Annotated in this window: 16 protein-coding genes; 9 read left to right on the top strand and 7 right to left on the bottom strand. The window is 60.4% G+C overall.

Features of this window, described 5'->3' with window-relative positions; all coding sequences use genetic code 11:
- Positions 1–13: 13 nt before the first annotated feature.
- On the top strand, positions 14–1,255 hold the full coding sequence (locus PSH79_RS05220) for a transporter associated domain-containing protein (protein WP_305441568.1): 1,242 nt from the start codon (positions 14–16) through the stop codon (positions 1,253–1,255).
- A 311-nt stretch (positions 1,256–1,566) separates the two neighbouring features.
- Complete coding sequence (locus PSH79_RS05215; RefSeq protein ID WP_305441567.1) at positions 1,567–2,883, top strand: MFS transporter; 1,317 nt, start codon at positions 1,567–1,569, stop codon at positions 2,881–2,883.
- A 94-nt stretch (positions 2,884–2,977) separates the two neighbouring features.
- Here PSH79_RS05215 and purT read toward each other — a convergent pair whose 3' ends face one another.
- The 5 genes from purT to PSH79_RS05190 all read right to left on the bottom strand — a co-directional run bounded on the left by purT (position 2,978) and on the right by PSH79_RS05190 (position 6,266).
- A complete protein-coding gene (purT, locus tag PSH79_RS05210) occupies positions 2,978–4,159 on the bottom strand; it encodes a formate-dependent phosphoribosylglycinamide formyltransferase (protein ID WP_305441566.1) in 1,182 nt (393 codons plus the stop codon).
- A gap of 100 nt (positions 4,160–4,259) precedes the next feature.
- Entirely contained in the window at positions 4,260–4,727 is a 468-nt protein-coding gene (locus tag PSH79_RS05205) for a preQ0 transporter (RefSeq protein WP_187680012.1), read from the bottom strand.
- 154 nt (positions 4,728–4,881) lie between these two features.
- The gene (locus PSH79_RS05200) at positions 4,882–5,097 is read right to left on the bottom strand and encodes a DUF1289 domain-containing protein (protein ID WP_305441565.1); all 216 of its coding nucleotides are present in this window, start codon (positions 5,095–5,097) and stop codon (positions 4,882–4,884) included.
- The gene (locus PSH79_RS05195; RefSeq protein WP_305441564.1) at positions 5,094–5,618 is read right to left on the bottom strand and encodes a gamma carbonic anhydrase family protein; all 525 of its coding nucleotides are present in this window, start codon (positions 5,616–5,618) and stop codon (positions 5,094–5,096) included. Before PSH79_RS05195 ends, PSH79_RS05200 begins: the two co-directional genes overlap by 4 nt.
- Before the next feature lie 48 nt (positions 5,619–5,666).
- Entirely contained in the window at positions 5,667–6,266 is a 600-nt protein-coding gene (locus PSH79_RS05190) for a CoA pyrophosphatase (RefSeq protein ID WP_305441563.1), read from the bottom strand.
- Positions 6,267–6,413: 147 nt separating this feature from the next.
- On the opposite strand from PSH79_RS05190, the gene PSH79_RS05185 reads away from it, so the two are divergent.
- The 7 genes from PSH79_RS05185 to nagE all read left to right on the top strand — a co-directional run bounded on the left by PSH79_RS05185 (position 6,414) and on the right by nagE (position 15,139).
- A complete protein-coding gene (locus PSH79_RS05185) occupies positions 6,414–6,965 on the top strand; it encodes an NUDIX hydrolase (RefSeq protein ID WP_187680015.1) in 552 nt (183 codons plus the stop codon).
- Between the two features lie 49 nt (positions 6,966–7,014).
- Complete coding sequence (locus PSH79_RS05180) at positions 7,015–7,530, top strand: murein L,D-transpeptidase family protein (RefSeq protein WP_305441562.1); 516 nt, start codon at positions 7,015–7,017, stop codon at positions 7,528–7,530.
- 284 nt (positions 7,531–7,814) lie between these two features.
- Positions 7,815–8,546 carry a GntR family transcriptional regulator gene (locus tag PSH79_RS05175; RefSeq protein ID WP_370872606.1) on the top strand — a complete coding sequence of 244 codons (732 nt, stop codon included), beginning with the start codon at positions 7,815–7,817 and terminating at the stop codon, positions 8,544–8,546.
- A 32-nt stretch (positions 8,547–8,578) separates the two neighbouring features.
- Positions 8,579–9,685 (top strand): N-acetylglucosamine-6-phosphate deacetylase, encoded by a 1,107-nt coding sequence (gene nagA, locus PSH79_RS05170; RefSeq protein WP_305441560.1) that lies wholly within the window; start codon positions 8,579–8,581, stop codon positions 9,683–9,685.
- Entirely contained in the window at positions 9,666–10,688 is a 1,023-nt protein-coding gene (locus tag PSH79_RS05165) for an SIS domain-containing protein (RefSeq protein WP_305441559.1), read from the top strand. The genes nagA and PSH79_RS05165 overlap by 20 nt, the downstream gene beginning before the upstream one ends.
- A 198-nt stretch (positions 10,689–10,886) precedes the next feature.
- A complete protein-coding gene (ptsP, locus tag PSH79_RS05160) occupies positions 10,887–13,400 on the top strand; it encodes a phosphoenolpyruvate--protein phosphotransferase (RefSeq protein WP_305441558.1) in 2,514 nt (837 codons plus the stop codon).
- 23 nt (positions 13,401–13,423) lie between these two features.
- Complete coding sequence (gene nagE / locus PSH79_RS05155) at positions 13,424–15,139, top strand: N-acetylglucosamine-specific PTS transporter subunit IIBC (protein WP_305441556.1); 1,716 nt, start codon at positions 13,424–13,426, stop codon at positions 15,137–15,139.
- A gap of 171 nt (positions 15,140–15,310) precedes the next feature.
- Here the strand turns inward: nagE and PSH79_RS05150 are convergent, their stop codons facing one another.
- Both PSH79_RS05150 and PSH79_RS05145 read right to left on the bottom strand, forming a co-directional pair.
- The gene (locus PSH79_RS05150) at positions 15,311–15,670 is read right to left on the bottom strand and encodes a DUF6124 family protein (RefSeq protein ID WP_305441555.1); all 360 of its coding nucleotides are present in this window, start codon (positions 15,668–15,670) and stop codon (positions 15,311–15,313) included.
- 967 nt (positions 15,671–16,637) lie between these two features.
- The gene (locus PSH79_RS05145; protein ID WP_042607740.1) at positions 16,638–16,949 is read right to left on the bottom strand and encodes a YqfO family protein; all 312 of its coding nucleotides are present in this window, start codon (positions 16,947–16,949) and stop codon (positions 16,638–16,640) included.
- Between the last annotated feature and the right edge of the window lie 8 nt (positions 16,950–16,957).

Below are 16,957 nucleotides of genomic sequence, written 5' to 3'. Positions count from 1 at the left end.
CGGGCGGCAATAAATGGACGGTTTGCCCATAGGGCCGATGCTCGCGGTATTTGTCCTGCTGATTTTATGGTCGGGGCTGTTTACCGCCGTCGAAATCGCGCAGCAGCATCTGCTCGCGCAACGCACCGCCTCGCGCGCCAGCGATAAACCGCTGGCGAAGCTGAGCTTCCCGCTCGACAGCCTGATCCTGTGCAACACCCTGTGCCGTGCGCTCGCCGTGGTGATTGCGACGCTGCTGGCGATTTTCCTCTGTGAAGAAAACGGCCCTTGGGCGGCGAGCCTGGGTGCCGGCGCCGTACTGCTGGTGTTCACCGATTACTTCCCGCGCACCCTCGCCCAACGTTATCCCGACGCCGTACTGGCATTCGGCAATACCCTGCTGGCCGTGCCGCTGAAAATCATTTATCCGGTTGCCTGGCTGTTCAGTCGGCTCAGCGCTTTGCTGATGCGTCCGTTTGCGCGCAAAGCCCAAGTAGTGCAGCAAAGCGAAGACGATGTGCCGGCTGATCGACATGACGATCCCGAACACCCGCCTCGCTTGCATCCGGTCTCGGGCATTCACGCGCTGGACAACATTACGGTCAACGACATTCTGGTACCGCGCAGTGACGTCGACGGCATCAATCTCGACGACCCGATCGAAGACATCATCGAACAACTGCGCAACACCAAGCGCACGCGCCTGCCGGTGTTCCACAGCGACATCAATCAGGTCGAAGCAGTGCTCAATACCCGGCAGATCCGCCACCTGTTGAACGACGACAGCCTGACCCGCGAAGCGCTGCTGACTGCCAGCTACGAGCCGTACTTCGTGCCGGAGAGCACGCCCCTGCAACTGCAACTGCTGAATTTCCATAAGCAGCAGCGGCGTTTGGGGATGGTGGTGGACGAGTACGGCGAAGTGCTCGGCATCGTCACGCTGGAAGACATTCTCGAAGAAATCGTCGGCGAATTCGAAAGCGAGCACAGCCTCGATAATCCGCACATTCATCCGCAGCCCGATGGCCGCATGGTGATTGACGGCACCGCCTCGATTCGCGAATTGAACAAATGCCTGGGTTGGCATTTGCCCAGCGATGGACCGAAAACCCTCAACGGGTTGGTGACCGAGGCGCTGGAAACCATTCCGGAGAGTGCGGTTTGCCTGAAGATCGGTCGATATCGCCTGGAGATTCTCGAAACCGAGGAGAACCGGGTAAGCAGGGTATTGATCTGGCATACGAGTTCGGTGCCCGCTCCGGTACCTGCCAGATAAAAGATCAAAAGATCGTCCGAACGCGGCCCGAACCGTCGGCAGCTCCTACATTTGGAATGCGCCTGCAGGAACTGCCGAGGCCGGGATCTTTTGCTCTTGTTCAATCGTTAGCCACCTTCCTATAATCGAGGCGCTTACCCAAGCGCCGCCGACCCTTGTGCTTACCCAGCACTAAACAGGTCTCGACTGTTTCCGCATCACACCGACGACTGTTCCTACTCGAAACAGCGCTCGCGCCTCATCCCACATCCCTGGGTACTTCACCATAATAATTCGCTCCAACGGAGCACATGACTGTCAGGGATCACCGCATGACGACCAGTACCGCTTACAGCGACACCGCGCCTGCCCAACCGACCAACTCCGCCACCCGCGTGGCCACGGCGAGTTTCATCGGCACGGCCATCGAGTTCTACGACTTCTATGTTTACGCCACGGCTGCCGCACTGGTGATCGGACCGGTTTTCTTTCCGCAGACCTCCGGCACCGCGCAGATGCTCTCGGCGTTTCTCACCTTCGGCATTGCCTTCATTGCCCGCCCGCTAGGCTCGGCGCTGTTCGGCCATTTCGGTGATCGCATCGGACGTAAATCGACGCTGGTCGCTTCGCTGCTGTTGATGGGTATTTGTACAACGCTGATTGGCGTGCTGCCGGGTTACGCCAGCATCGGGGCCTGGGCACCGATTCTGTTGTGCGTGCTGCGCTTCGGTCAGGGCTTGGGATTGGGTGGCGAATGGGGCGGTGCCGCGCTGCTGGCCACGGAAAACGCGCCAAAAGGTAAACGCGCGTGGTTCGGCATGTTCCCGCAGCTTGGCCCGTCGATTGGTTTTCTCGCGGCCAACGGCTTGTTTCTGGCTTTGGCCATGACCCTTGATGACGAGCAGTTCCGCAGCTGGGGCTGGCGGATTCCGTTCCTGCTCAGCGCGGCACTGGTGATGGTTGGCCTCTACGTGCGGCTGAAACTCCACGAAACGCCGGTGTTCGCCAACGCCATCGCCCGTCAGGAACGGGTGAAAGTGCCGTTGGTCGAGCTGTTCAGCCAGTACTGGGCACCAACTCTGTTGGGCGCGGCGGCGATGGTGGTGTGCTATGCGCTGTTCTATATCTCGACGGTGTTTTCCCTGAGCTACGGCGTGTCCACCCTCGGTTACAGCCGTGAGACGTTCCTTGGCCTGCTGTGCTTTGCCGTGCTGTTCATGGCGGCGGCGACGCCACTGTCGGCCTGGGCCAGTGACCGTTACGGGCGCAAACCGGTGCTGATCATCGGCGGCGTGCTGGCGATTCTGTCCGGATTCCTGATGGAACCGTTGCTGACTCAAGGCTCGACCTGGGGCGTAGCGCTGTTCCTGTGCATCGAACTGTTCTTGATGGGCGTGACGTTCGCCCCGATGGGTGCGCTGTTGCCGGAGTTGTTTCCAACTCACGTGCGTTATACCGGCGCATCGGCAGCCTACAACCTCGGCGGCATTGTCGGAGCCTCGGCGGCGCCGTTCTTTGCGCAGAAACTGGTGGCGATGGGCGGTTTGAGTTATGTCGGCGGGTATGTGTCGGCGGCGGCGGTGCTGAGTGTGATTGCGGTGCTGTGCTTGAAGGAAACGAGGAATAACGATCTGAATCAGGTTGCCTGACAGAAGATCAAAAGCTTCGCGAGCAGGCTCGCTCCCACATTTGGAATGCATTTCCCAGTGGGAGCGAGCCTGCTCGCGAATGCCGCGACTCGGTTTAGAGTTCTACGACAACAGCCTGAGCCGCACGGGTCGCCTTGTCACGAGCGGCCTCGATCGACTCATCCCGCGCCAATGCCACGCCCATGCGGCGCTGACCATTGACCTCAGGCTTGCCGAACAGACGCAGCGCGGTATCCGGCTCGCTCAGTGCAGCGCCAAGGTTGGCGAATGCCGTCTGGGTCGACTGACCCTCCACCAGAATAACCGCCGAAGCCGATGGCCCGAACTGACGGATCAGCGGCACGGGCAGGCCAAGAATGGCCCGAGCGTGCAAGGCGAACTGCGACAGATCCTGGGAAATCAGGGTCACCAGACCGGTGTCGTGCGGGCGCGGCGACACTTCGCTGAACCACACCTGATCACCTTTGATGAACAGCTCGACGCCAAACAGACCACGCCCGCCCAACGCCTCGGTCACGGCTTTGGCAACGCGCTCGGATTCCGCCAGCGCAATCGGGCTCATGGCCTGTGGCTGCCAGGATTCCTGGTAATCGCCCTTCTCCTGGCGGTGACCCACTGGCGCGCAGAACGTGGTGCCACCAATATGGCGCACGGTCAGCAGAGTGATTTCGTAGTCAAAATCGATAAAGCCTTCGATGATCACCCGACCTTTGCCCGCGCGGCCGCCCTCTTGGGCGTAGTCCCAGGCCTTCTGCACGTCATCGTTGCTGCGCAGCAGGCTTTGGCCTTTGCCCGACGAACTCATCACCGGCTTCACGACACACGGGAAACCCAAATCCTGAACGGCTTTGCTGTAGTCCTCGAAGGTGTCGGCAAAGTGGTACGGCGAGGTCGGCAGATCCAGCTCTTCAGCGGCCAGACGACGGATGCCTTCGCGGTTCATGGTCAGTTGCGCAGCGCGAGCGGTCGGGATCACGGTGAAGCCTTCAGCTTCCAGCTCGACCAGAGTGGCGGTGGCGATGGCTTCGATTTCCGGCACGATGAAGTGCGGTTTCTCGGCCTCGATGACTGCACGCAGGGCCGCGCCGTCGAGCATGTTGATCACGTGGCTGCGGTGAGCCACTTGCATGGCCGGCGCGTTGGCGTAACGGTCGACGGCAATCACTTCAACGCCCAGGCGTTGCAGCTCGATCACCACTTCCTTGCCCAACTCACCACAGCCACACAGCAATACGCGGGTCGCGGTTGGCGACAATGGAGTTCCGATACGGGTCATCTCAGGTCCTCAAAGAAGCGGATCATCGAGGAAAGCAACGCCAGACGCGCTTTCCATGGGGAGAAAGCGCGGCATTTTACATGAACCCGAGGGTTTGGCTTCAGCTGGCGACGGCCTGTTTACGATCACGCCAGGCCATGATCAGCCAGACGGCGGTGACACCGGCAAACTTCGAGGCCAGCGCGGTGATGATCACCGGTGGCGTCAGCAGGTCGATCATGCCGAAAAAGATGAAGGTATCGAGGGGAATGCTCAGCGCCGAACTGATCCACAATCGGTCGCGCAACGGCCGCTTGGTGATGCTGAACACCAGCCAGTCGATGCACTCGGAAACCGCGAACGCCGTGGCGCTGGCCAGCGCAATGGACGGATCGGATGTGACGTAAGACAACACCAGTGCCGCCAGCATCGCCACGATGGCGCCATGACCAAAGCGGGTTTGCACCATGTCCCGCAGCACGAACACCAAACCACCCCAGGCCGACCAGATGATGTCCAGGTGGGGTGCGGTGGAGAAGGCGAAGTTGATCAGCACGACGCTGCTGATGTAGGCGATAAGGAAAATCATGGGGGAGACCTGTCAGATTGGCGCACAGATTACTTCAGGGCTGGTGTTGCGCCAATAGAGTTGGCGCCTTTGCCGGCCCCTTCGCGAGCAGGCTCGCTCCCACAGTGGAATGCATTTCAAAGGTGGGAGCGAGCCTGCTCGCGAAAGCGGCGCTTCAGGCGCCTGATTTCCCGGGGATCATCCACACCAACCCACTCGCCTTCGCCCGCTCATGACACAACCCCAGTACCACCCGGCGCTCGTCATTGCTCATCCGACTCCAACGGGTAATCTCTTCAACCGTCCGCTGGCAGCCCGTGCAAATATCATCCTCATCCAGTGCACAGATGTTCACGCAGGGAGACTTCACAGGTCTTTCGACTGTGTTCATTCTTCCTGCTCAACCAGATCACGCGCATAACGCTGGGAGTTATGCACATAGTGCGCGGCGCTGGCTTCGAGCATCTTCTTCTGCGGCTCGGTCAGTTCCCGCACGACCTTGCCCGGCGAGCCCATCACCAGCGAGCCGTCAGGGATTTCCTTACCCTCGCCGATCAGCGAGTTGGCGCCGATGATGCAGTTTTTGCCGATCTTCGCGCCGTTGAGAATCACCGCGTTAATGCCGATCAGGCTGTAATCGCCGACTGTGCAGCCATGCAGCATGGCGTTATGGCCAATAGTCACACCGGTACCGATGGTCAGCGGAAAACCCATGTCGGTGTGCATCACCGTGCCGTCCTGGACGTTGCTGTTCTTGCCGATCAGGATCAGTTCGTTGTCGCCACGCAGCACGGCGTTGAACCAGACGTTGGCGCCCTCTTCCAGTTTGACCTTGCCCACCAGCACGGCATTGGGGGCGATCCAGCTCTGTGGATGGGTTTCGACACGGGCGTCGCCCAAGCGGTATTTCATCTTGTTGTCCTCAGGGCTCACGGTGATGGGCCATTCGAGCGATGGCTTTCAGGTGTTGATAAAGCTTTTCGGCGGTTGATGCAGGCTGATTTTCGCGTCATAGAGCAGGTTGATCAACTCCACGATCATGATCGCCGTCAGCCCCCAGATCTTGAACTCCCCATACCGATAACTCGGCACATACCAACTGCGCCCTTGATAGTCGATGCGATGGGTGTGTTCGCGAGGGTCTTTGCGGAAGAACTCCAGCGGCACGCTGAACACTGCGGCGATTTCAGCGTCGTTGGGCTGATACTCAACGAAATCGGGGATCACGCCGACATAAGGGGTGACTTTGATACCGTGCAGGGAAATCAGCGGGCTGAGCGGACCGATCACTTCGACCAGTCCCGGCGGCAGGCCGATCTCTTCTTCGGCTTCGCGCAGGGCGGTAAAAATCAGATCAGGGTCTTCGGGGTCGCGGCGTCCACCGGGAAAGGCGACTTCGCCGCCGTGAGTCGAGAGACCGCTGGCGCGCAGAGTCAATACCAGTTCCGGCTCGTCACTGCGGGTGATCGGCACCAGAACGGCGGCCTCGGGGAAACGTGTGTCGGTCTCCAGCGTGCGCGGTGTGTGGTTGCTTACCCGATGCAGTAGCTCGTCCAGCATGAGTGTTCTCGATCTGTGCCTTGCCCTGCATCATGCACCAATCATTGCGACCGCCCAAGCCCCTGAATCTTGCCGTGTCGCGAAACGACAACTTGCCGACCGGCACCGCTGCACGCCAAGATAGGCGCAGCATTCAGGAACCCCAGCATGAAATTTTGCAGCCAGTGCGGTAACCCGGTGACACAGCGCATTCCCGAAGGCGATTCGCGGCTGCGATTTGTCTGCGATAGCTGTCAGACCATTCACTATCAGAACCCCAATATCGTTGCCGGTTGCGTCGCGACCTGGGGCACTCAAGTGTTGCTCTGCCGTCGCGCCATCGAACCGCGCCTCGGTTACTGGACGTTGCCCGCCGGATTCATGGAGAACGGCGAAACGATCGAGCAAGCCGCGACCCGCGAAACCGCCGAGGAAGCCTGCGCCCGGGTGCGTAACCTGAGCATCTATACCCTGATCGATGTGCCGCACATCAGCCAGGTGCATGTGTTCTTCCGCGCCGAACTGGTCGATCTGGATTTTGCCGCCGGCCCCGAAAGCCTGGAAGTACAACTATTCGACGAAGCCGACATCCCCTGGGACGAACTGGCTTTCCGCACGGTGGGCCGTACCCTAGAATGCTTCTTCGCTGACCGGCGCGCCGAGGTCTATCCGGTGCGTTCCGAATCGATTCCGCCGCTGGCTCAGCCTGCCATCACCTAAAAGCATCTATAAATAAAATATCTGCGTCACTCCTTGGGGAATCGTTTCAATGCGCTGGTTGCTTGCCCTGTTTTGCCTGTCGTTCGTCACGGTCTCGCAAGCGTCATTCGTGACCACCGTGACGCCGTCGAATACTCCTCTCATCGAAAAAGTGCTGGTGCTCAAATCGGCTCATCAGCTGCAGTTGATCGTCGACGGCAAGCCACTCAAGACCTATCGCATCTCTCTGGGCAAGGGAGCAAAAAAAGGTCCGAAACTGATTGAAGGCGACAAGCGCACACCTGAAGGCTTCTATTGGATCGACTGGCGCAAGACCAGCGACAAATTCAATCTGTCGATGCACATTTCTTATCCGAACATCAGCGATTCGGCGCGTGCCCGGCGTGAAGGCGTCGAGCCTGGCGGCATGATCATGATCCACGGCACGCCGGACTCGGAAGAAACGCCCGAAGACCTGTTCCACACCCTGGACTGGACAGACGGCTGCATCGCCATGCGCAACATGGACATGCGAGAAGTCTGGGGAATGGTGCCGGACGGCACGATGATCGAGATTCGCCCTTAGTCCCTGACCACTGGTCACCTGCAAAAAAATAAATCAAAAGATCGCAGCCTGCGGCAGCTCCTACATGGGTGATACCACTCTCAACTGTAGGAGCTGCCGCAGGCTGCGATCTTTTGCTTTTCGATAGCCCACCTCTAATACCACTTCATGCCAACCTTTCTAACGACCGCCATTTCATTGGCCCAACGGCCAATTTCGCGCGTTGACATGGTATTCAAGTGGTATTAATTTCCGCCCCACAAGCGAGCCACAACAATCCAATACTCGCGCCGGAAATGACCGACATGAATGACCTACACGTCCTACGCCCAGACGATTCCCAGCCGACGCCGCTGTACCTGCAACTGGCGCGCAATCTGGAAGCGGCCATTCATGCGGGGCAGTGGAAAGCCGAACAGGCGATGCCATCCGAGCGCAACCTCAGCGAACAGTTGGGCATCTCCCGCGTGACAGCGCGCAAGGCACTGGAAGTATTGCTCGATCAAGGTTTGATCCGTCGCCTGCAAGGTTCCGGCACGTTCATCACCCCACGCCTGGAACAACCCCTTTCACGCCTCTCCGGCTTCAGTGAAATGCTCCGTCTCAAGGGCTTCGTGCCCAGCTCACAGTGGCTGGAGCGGGAAATCACCCTGCCGACCCACGAAGAACTGATTCGCCTGAGCCTGTCGCCGAACGACAAGGTCGCGCGCATGAAACGCCTGCGCAAGGCCGACGACACGGTGATGGCCATCGAGATGAGTACCCTGCCCGCCTCGATCATGCCCAAGCCGCAAGCGGTGGGCGATTCGCTCTACGAATACCTCGACGGCATCGGCAAACCGATCGTCCGCGCCTTGCAGCACATCCAGGCGATCAACGCCTCGGATGAGTTCGCCGCGCTGGTCGGCATCGCCCCCGGCACCGCCATGCTGCTGATGACCCGGGTCGGTTATCTGGAAGACAACACGCCGATCGAAGTCACCGACACCTATTGCCGCAACGACTACTACGACTTTGTTGCAGAGCTGCGCCGCTAACCGGGCGCAGCCGTCAAACAGCGAGAACCGAAATGTCTGAAGACAACATCCTCACCGCTCACGGCTGGGTTCGCGGCCGGCTGATTCACGAACACGGCAAAGTCGTGTCGATCGAAGGTGTGCCTTGCGATCCGGCGGACAACGATCTGCCATATCTGCTGCCGGGCTTCATCGACCTGCACGTTCACGGCGGTGGCGGCAAAGACATCATGGAAGGCGCCAGCGCTTTCGAGACCATCACCAAAACCCACGTGCGCTTCGGCACCACCTCGCTGCTGGCCACCACCATGACCGCGCCGAGCGCCGAGATTTCCAGCGTACTCAAGGCAGTCGGCGAGTTCTGCGAACAGCGCCCGGCCAACAGCGCCCGGGTACTCGGGGTTCATCTCGAAGGCCCCTACATCAACCCCGGCAAACTTGGCGCGCAACCGAACTTCGCCCACACCGCGCTGATGGCCGAAGTCGAAGAATATCTGGCGCTGGCGCCGATCCGGGTGATCACCATCGCCCCGGAAATCGCCGGCCACGACGCTTTGATCCGCGAGCTCAGCGGCCGCGGCATCCGCATGCAGATCGGCCACACCCTCGGCAGTTACGAAGAAGGCGTCGCCGCCCTTGACGCCGGCGCCACCAGCTTCACCCATCTGTACAACGCCATGAGCCCGCTGCATCACCGTGAACCGGGGATCGTCGGCGCGGCACTGGCCCACGCCAAGTACGCCGAGCTGATTCCGGACTTGCTTCACGTCCACCCCGGCGCCATCCGTGTGGCTCTGCGCTCGATCCCGTGCCTGTATTGCGTCACCGATTCGACCGCCGCCGCCGGCATGCCCGACGGTGAATACAAACTCGGCAGCCACACCGTGACCAAATGCCTGGGCGGCGTGCGCCTGCCGGACGGCACGCTGGCCGGCAGCACGCTGACCATGGATCAGGCCCTGCGCAATCTGGTGAAGATCGGTTTGCCGATTGCCGAGGCCTCGCAACGTCTTTCGCAATTCCCCGCCGACTACCTCGGCATCACCGAACGCGGGCGCCTTGAACCAGGCGCCTGGGCCGACTGCGTGCGGCTGGATCGCTCACTCACACTGACCGCCGTCATGGTCGAAGGAGAAGACATTGACTTCAAAAATGCTTGAAGAGGCGCTGTCCTCGTTCGAGGCCGTGCAGGCCCAACTGCAACAACTCGACCCGCAACTGATCGAGATCGCCGGGCGCCTGCGCCGTCAGCCGCCGCAAGTAGCGATGACCGTTGCGCGCGGCAGCTCCGACCATGCAGCGAGCTACTTCGCTTACCTGACCATGCAGCAACTGGGCGTGCCCGTGGCGTCGTTGCCGATGTCGGTGGTGACCATGCAGCAAGCGCCGTTGAAGGTCAGCGGTCAGGTGGCGTTTGCCTTCTCGCAATCGGGACAGAGCCCGGATCTGGTCAACAGCCTGCGCCTCTTGCGCAAGCGCGGTGCCCTCAGCGTGTCGATGGTCAACGCCGCCGATTCACCACTGGAAGCCGCGTGCGAGTTCAGCGTGCCACTGCTCGCCGGCACTGAAAGCAGCGTCGCCGCGACCAAGAGTTTCATCGCCACCCTCAGCGCCAGCGCTCGTCTGATCGCACATTGGAAAGAGGACAACGAACTGCTGCAAGCCCACAACGCCCTGCCCGAAGGCCTGCGCGAAGCCGCGCAACAGGACTGGAGTGTGGCCATCGACGCCCTGCGCGATTGCGAACGCCTGATGGTGATCGGTCGCGGTGCCGGTTTCGCCATCGCCCAGGAAGCGGCGCTGAAATTCAAGGAAACCTCGGCGATCCAGGCCGAAGCCTTCAGCAGCGCCGAAGTCCGTCACGGCCCGATGGCACTGATCGACGAGCACTATCCGCTACTGGTCTTCGCACCACGCGGTGCCGAACAGGCAGGTCTGCTGAGTCTGGCGGCGGAAATGCGCCAACGCGGCGCTCGCGTCTTGCTGGCCGCGCCGGACGATGTGAGCGAACGCGACCTGACCCTGAGTCGCGCCGAGCACCCGGCCCTCGACCCGATTCTGGCGATCCAGAGTTTCTATGTGATGGCCGCTGGTTTGGCCGTGGCCCGAGGCATGGACCCGGATCAGCCGCGCCACCTGAGCAAAGTGACCCGCACACACTGATAACCAAAACGGACGACGAATCCCCCTGTAGGAGCTGCCGAAGGCTGCGATCTTTTGATCTGGTTTTTATGGATCAAGATCAACAGATCGCAGCCTTCGGCAGCTCCTACAGGGCTCAGCGAAACCGTGAGATCGCGATGCAGGCATTCAGCAACACCGTGGAATCGCGACATTCCGAACTACTGATGAGACCGAGCCATGCACAACAACAATAAAGAGCTGACCCTCAGCGCCCCGCTCAGCGGCCCGGTGCTCACGCTCGCCAAAGTCCCGGACGCGGTGTTCGCCAGTGGCGCGATGGGCGATGGCGTTGCCATCGACCCGGTCAACGACACCCTGTATTCGCCGTGCGCCGGGGTGATCATTCACGTCGCGCGCACCGGCCACGCGCTCACCGTGCGCGCCGACAATGGCGCGGAAATTCTTCTGCACCTAGGGCTCGACACCGTTGAACTGAACGGCGAAGGCTTCTCGATGCTGGTCAAGGAAGGCACGCGAGTCAGCAAAGGTCAGCCGTTGTTGCGCTATGACCTGGACAAGGTCGGCCAGCAGTGCAAAAGCCTGGTCAGCCTGTTGATCCTGACCAACAGCCAGGATTTTCAGGTGCGACCAATCACCCTGAAACCGGTGAAAGTCGGCGAGCCGTTGTTGCACATCGTGGCGCGCAACGTTTCGGCGGCGAATGCAGAAGAACTCGGCGGGCCTGAGGTTAACGGTCATGTGCGGGTCGCGCATCGAGGCGGTCTGCATGCGCGCCCCGCTGCGCTGATTCGTCAGACTGCGCAAGGTTACAAAAGCCAGTCGCAGCTGCATTTCGCCGGCAAATCGGCGCCATGCAACAGCCTGATCGGGTTGATGGGGCTGGCGGTCGGCGAGCAGGACGAAGTGCAAGTCAGTTGTCAGGGCCTGGATGCCGAAACCGCGCTGCAAGCGTTGCTTACGGTTTTGGCCACTGCGCTACCGGAAGATCATCACGCCGCTGCACCGGTCAGTGTTGCACCACGCAAACGCCCGGCCGAGGCCGGGGTGTTGCACGGTGTATGTGCTGCGCCAGGATTGATCGGCGGGCCGCTGTTTCGTTTGAACGCAATCAACTTGCCGGCGGACGCGGGCAATCATGCTCCGCTTGAGCAACTGGAGAAACTTGAAGCCGCGTTGAATCAGGTGCGCAGCGAAATCGACAGCACCCTCGCTCAAGCGAAAAAGCACAAAAACACCGACGAAGAAGCGATCTTCGCCGCACACATGGCGCTGCTCGAAGACCCGGCCCTGCTCGACGCCGCACAACAATCCATCGAGCAAGGCGCTGCCGCGACTCATGCCTGGAGTCAGTCGATTGATGTCCAGTGCGAAGTGCTCCAGCAAACCGGCAGTGCGCTGCTGGCCGAACGCGCCAATGACCTGCGTGACCTCAAACAACGCGTGCTGCGCGCCCTGCTCGGCGAAGCCTGGCATTACGACGTACCGGCCGGCGCCATCGTCGCGGCGCATGAACTGACCCCGTCGGATCTGTTGCAACTCAGCGCGCAAGGCGTCGCCGGATTGTGCATGGCCGAGGGCGGCGCGACCTCCCACGTAGCGATTCTGGCGCGGGGCAAAGGTTTGCCGTGCATGGTTGCTTTGGGTTCGACATTGCTCGATCAACCGCAAGGCCAAGCGGTGGTGCTCGACGCCGACAACGGTCGCCTTGAACTGACGCCAGATGCCGAACGTCTGGCAGAAGTCGCACAAGCACAAATCGACCGCCAACAACGCCGCGACGCCCAACAGGCCAAGGCGCATCTACCGGCGCAAACGCGTAATGGCGTGGCCATCGAAGTTGTCGCCAATGTCGCCTCCAGCGCTGAAGCGACGGACGCCTTTGCCAACGGCGCCGACGGTGTCGGCCTGCTACGCACCGAATTCCTGTTCGTCGATCGCCAGACCGCGCCGGACGTCGAAGAACAGCGCACCGCCTACCAAGCCGTGCTCGATGCGATGGGTGACAAGTCGGTGATCATCCGTACCATCGACGTCGGCGGCGACAAGCAACTCGACTACCTGCCACTGCCCACCGAAGCCAACCCGGTGCTCGGCTTGCGCGGTATTCGTCTGGCTCAAGCCCGCCCGGAAATTCTCGATCAGCAACTGCGCGCGCTGCTGCAAGTCAGCCCGTTGCAGCGTTGCCGAATCCTGTTGCCGATGGTCACCGAAGTCGACGAATTGCTGCACATTCGCGAACGCGTCGATGCGTTGTGCCTGGAACTGAACATCACGCAGCGCCCGGAAATCGGCGTGATGATCGAAGTCCCGGCCGCCGCACTGCAAGCCGAACAACTGGCTGAGCACGCAGACTTCCTGTCGATCGGCACAAACGATCTCTCCCAATACACCTTGGCCATGGATCGCGACCACGCCGGCCTCGCCGCACGAGTCGACGCTTTGCACCCCGCGCTGCTGCGCCTGATCGCCATGACCTGCGAAGGCGCGGCGGTGCACAAACGGTGGGTCGGCGTGTGCGGTGCGTTGGCCTCTGATCCACTGGCAACACCGGTATTGATCGGCCTCGGCGTAACCGAACTGTCGGTCAGCCCGGTGCAAATTGGTGAGATCAAAGATCGCGTGCGCCAGTTGCACGAAGCCGAATGCCAACGCCTCGCCCGTGACCTGCTCAAGCTGAGCAGCGCTGCGGCGGTGCGTCACGCCTGCCATCAACAATGGCCTCTGCGCTAATAACAACAAGAAGGAGAACCGCCATGTACCAACTCTTCATCGAAGGCCTGCAACGCCTCGGCCGTGCGCTGATGCTGCCGATTGCGATCCTGCCGATTGCCGGCCTGCTGCTGCGTCTGGGTGACACCGACCTGCTGAACATCGCGATCATTCACGATGCCGGCCAAGTGATCTTCGCCAACCTGGCGATGATCTTCGCCATCGGCATCGCCGTCGGCTTCGCCAAGGACAACAACGGCACCGCAGGCCTGGCCGGGGTGATCGGTTATCTGGTGATGATCTCCACCCTCAAAGTGCTCGATGCGAGCATCAACATGGGCATGCTCGCCGGCATTGTCAGCGGCCTGATGGCCGGCGCGCTGTACAACCGCTTCAAGGACATCAAGCTGCCCGAGTATCTGGCGTTCTTCGGTGGCCGGCGGTTTGTGCCGATTGTCACCGGGTTCGCGGCGGTTGGCCTGGGCGTGGTATTCGGCTACATCTGGCCGCCGATCCAGCACGGCATCAACAGCTTCGGCAGCCTGATGATGGAAAGCGGCAGCCTCGGTGCCTTCGTCTTCGGCGTGTTCAACCGCCTGCTGATCGTCACCGGCCTGCACCACATCCTCAACAACATGGCGTGGTTCGTGTTCGGCAACTTCACCGATCCAACGACCGGTGCACTGGTCACCGGCGACCTGTCGCGCTACTTCGCTGGCGATCCGAAGGGCGGCCAGTTCATGACCGGCATGTTCCCGATGATGATCTTCGGCCTGCCGGCGGCGTGCCTGGCGATGTACCGCAACGCTCTGCCAGAGCGGCGCAAGGTCATGGGCGGTATCTTCCTGTCGATGGCCCTGACTTCATTCCTGACCGGGGTGACCGAGCCGATCGAATTCGCCTTCATGTTCCTCGCGCCGCTGCTGTTTCTGCTGCACGCGCTGCTGACCGGGTTGTCGATGGCGATCACCAATGCGCTGAACATCCATTTGGGCTTTACGTTTTCTGGTGGGTTTATCGACATGGTGCTTGGTTGGGGCAAGTCCACCAATGGTTGGCTGGTGGTTCCGGTCGGGCTGGCTTATGCCGTTGTGTATTACGCGGTATTTGATTTCTGTATTCGTCGATTCAATCTGAAGACGCCGGGGCGTGAGGATGTGGCGACCGCTGAGAAAGCTGTCCTCACAGAAAACCAACGAGCCGGTGCTTACATCAAAGCCCTCGGTGGTGCGGAGAATCTGCTGACTGTAGGCGCCTGCACCACTCGCCTGCGCCTGGAGATGGTGGATCGCAACAAGGCGTCCGATGCCGATTTGAAAGCGCTGGGTGCGATGGCCGTCGTGCGTCCGGGCAAGGGTGGCAGTTTGCAGGTGGTGGTCGGGCCGATGGCTGACAGCATCGCAGATGAGATTCGCTTGGCGATGCCGGCGGTGGGCCGTGCGGTTCTTGCTGAGCCTGTTGCCGTTGCCGATGAACCGAAAGCGGTTGTCGTCCCGAGTTCGGAAGCTCAGCAATGGCTGAATGCGCTGGGCGGTGGCGACAATGTGCTGCAACTGGACTGCATTGCCATGAGCCGGATTCGCTTGCTGCTGGCGGATGGCAAGGCGCTGTCCGAGGCGCAGTTGAAGGAATTGGGTTGTCAGGGTGTCAGCCAGTTGGAGGGTGGGGTTTGGCATTTGTTGGTGGGGGATAAGGCGGCGAGTTTGAGTGGGGCGATTGAGGCTCTGGTCACTCGCAGTGAGGTCAGTGCCAAGGTTTGAATCTACAGCGTCTGAGCGGCCCTCTTCGCGAGCAAGCCCGCTCCCACAGTTTTGATTGAGTAGAGGCTCGACGGGCGTCATCGCTGGCAAGCCAGCTCCCCCTCTGGAATGCAATCAACCTGTGGGAGCGGGCTTGCTCGCGAAGAACGATGACACGGTAAACCTGATCAATCAGGTTTGTGGGTCGACTCGATCCAGCGCCCGGTTTACGGCCAGTTCGGCGAGCATGACGATCTGCTGGATGCCTAATACCGTACTGCGCTGCGAACCGCTTAGCTCATTGGCAAAGTTGCTGGCGGCAGTGCTTGCGCTGGCCAACGATTCAACGGCGTGGGCGAGCAGGCTTTCGGTGTCGGCTTCGGGGCAGACCATAAACATGGTACTTGGTCGGCGGGGCTTTGCAGGCTCGGGGCACAGATAGAAGTCGAGGGCACGCTTGATGGCTTCGCGGTTGCGGGCCTGGTCTTCGGCGCGGAGGGCTTCTTCGAGTGGGGTTTTGGTTTCGGGTGGGTCGGGGACGGGTTTAGTCATTGCAATGATCTCTAATCAAATGATTGAAGCCATCACTGGTCGTTTCTCACGCGACGAAGAGGTGGCAGCTATGTGCGGAGTGAGAAACCGGTAAGAGATCAACCCGGCCGAACCGAAGTCCGCCCGCACACAGCCGCCATAGAACATTGCCGGCAGCAAATGAGCTGGCGGCGATTATGGTGCTACTGACGTTTGATTTAAACCTCTTACCGGGTTCTCACACCCGATCACCGATTTGCGGTGACAACCAAAGACTAGAGATCCGACGTCCGACGGACAACCTGAAAACCTTGTGGGAAGGTTCTGGTGATTTGATGCATTTTTAAACAACCTTGGGTGATGGGGTGGCCGGGCGGGCCTCATCGCCAGCAGGCTAGCTCCCACAGTTGGATTGTGTGCATCCAGATAGAGACTGGTCAGCTGTCAGGCCGCCATCGCTGGCAAGCCAGCTCCCACAGAAAAGCAAAGCAGCGCCACCTACTCGCTCCTGCTCCTCACCACTCAACAGGATGAGCGTTAGCTCGGCTGCAGCTCTTGATCTTGATCCACCGGCCCCGTCGGCAGGCTGAGCGGAGGGATTCATCCGGGGGTGGGAGCGCAGCGACCGTTTGGCGAAGCCAAACACATCGAGAGGAGGTGCAGCGAAGCAAACCGGAGGCGATGCGCCCGGATGAGTCCCGGAGCGAAGGAACCTCGAGCCTCAGCGAGCGGGCCGAACGTTGGGGCAAGCGTTTTTGGTTACTTTTTAGGCGTCTGTAAAAAGTGACCCGCCGTAAGGGCGGAACCGCCAGCCGCAGCACCCGAAGAAACGGATATTCACACCGCCAGCCAGAACATGGTCGCCTGTCAGGGCGCCATCGCTGGCAAGCCAGCTCCCACAGTGGGATGAGTTAACACACAAAATCGGGGGGCAACAAAAAACCCGCAGACAATCACTCATCTGCGGGCTTCTTGTAATAAGCGGCTATCAAAAATCTTCCAGCCGCCACACTTCATAAGCCGGCGTCTCGTAGGGATGACTGAGCTTCAACGCCGCCACAACAGCAACAATCAACTCATCCGCAACAACAAGCTCAACCTTCCATTCCTCAACCCGCTCAACCTGCCCCGCCTCGCCAATGAACGGCTGACTCCCGTCCAAAGGTCGAAACTGGCCCAAACCAAGCACCTGCCACGCACAGTGGTCATAGTCACCGATCCGCCCACCACCGGCAGCGAACACAGCCCCTTTGACCACCTCGACATGACTGTCAGGAACAAAAAAAGCGAGCTTGTACACAGGTCTTA

Origin of the sequence: Pseudomonas sp. FP2196 (assembly GCF_030687715.1) — a bacterium.
Lineage (GTDB): Bacteria > Pseudomonadota > Gammaproteobacteria > Pseudomonadales > Pseudomonadaceae > Aquipseudomonas.
This window is presented reverse-complemented; position numbering and strand designations above follow the sequence as displayed.

Coding starts and splice junctions, on each gene's coding strand:
- ptsP (WP_305441558.1), top strand. CDS start 10,887: ATGCACAACAACAATAAAGAGCTGACCCTCAGCGCCCCGCTCAGCGGC.
- PSH79_RS05150 (WP_305441555.1), bottom strand. CDS start 15,670: ATGACTAAACCCGTCCCCGACCCACCCGAAACCAAAACCCCACTCGAA.
- PSH79_RS05195 (WP_305441564.1), bottom strand. CDS start 5,618: ATGAAATACCGCTTGGGCGACGCCCGTGTCGAAACCCATCCACAGAGC.
- PSH79_RS05205 (WP_187680012.1), bottom strand. CDS start 4,727: ATGATTTTCCTTATCGCCTACATCAGCAGCGTCGTGCTGATCAACTTC.
- PSH79_RS05175 (WP_370872606.1), top strand. CDS start 7,815: ATGAATGACCTACACGTCCTACGCCCAGACGATTCCCAGCCGACGCCG.
- PSH79_RS05185 (WP_187680015.1), top strand. CDS start 6,414: ATGAAATTTTGCAGCCAGTGCGGTAACCCGGTGACACAGCGCATTCCC.
- PSH79_RS05200 (WP_305441565.1), bottom strand. CDS start 5,097: ATGAACACAGTCGAAAGACCTGTGAAGTCTCCCTGCGTGAACATCTGT.
- PSH79_RS05215 (WP_305441567.1), top strand. CDS start 1,567: ATGACGACCAGTACCGCTTACAGCGACACCGCGCCTGCCCAACCGACC.
- PSH79_RS05190 (WP_305441563.1), bottom strand. CDS start 6,266: ATGCTGGACGAGCTACTGCATCGGGTAAGCAACCACACACCGCGCACG.
- purT (WP_305441566.1), bottom strand. CDS start 4,159: ATGACCCGTATCGGAACTCCATTGTCGCCAACCGCGACCCGCGTATTG.
- PSH79_RS05220 (WP_305441568.1), top strand. CDS start 14: ATGGACGGTTTGCCCATAGGGCCGATGCTCGCGGTATTTGTCCTGCTG.
- nagA (WP_305441560.1), top strand. CDS start 8,579: ATGTCTGAAGACAACATCCTCACCGCTCACGGCTGGGTTCGCGGCCGG.
- nagE (WP_305441556.1), top strand. CDS start 13,424: ATGTACCAACTCTTCATCGAAGGCCTGCAACGCCTCGGCCGTGCGCTG.
- PSH79_RS05180 (WP_305441562.1), top strand. CDS start 7,015: ATGCGCTGGTTGCTTGCCCTGTTTTGCCTGTCGTTCGTCACGGTCTCG.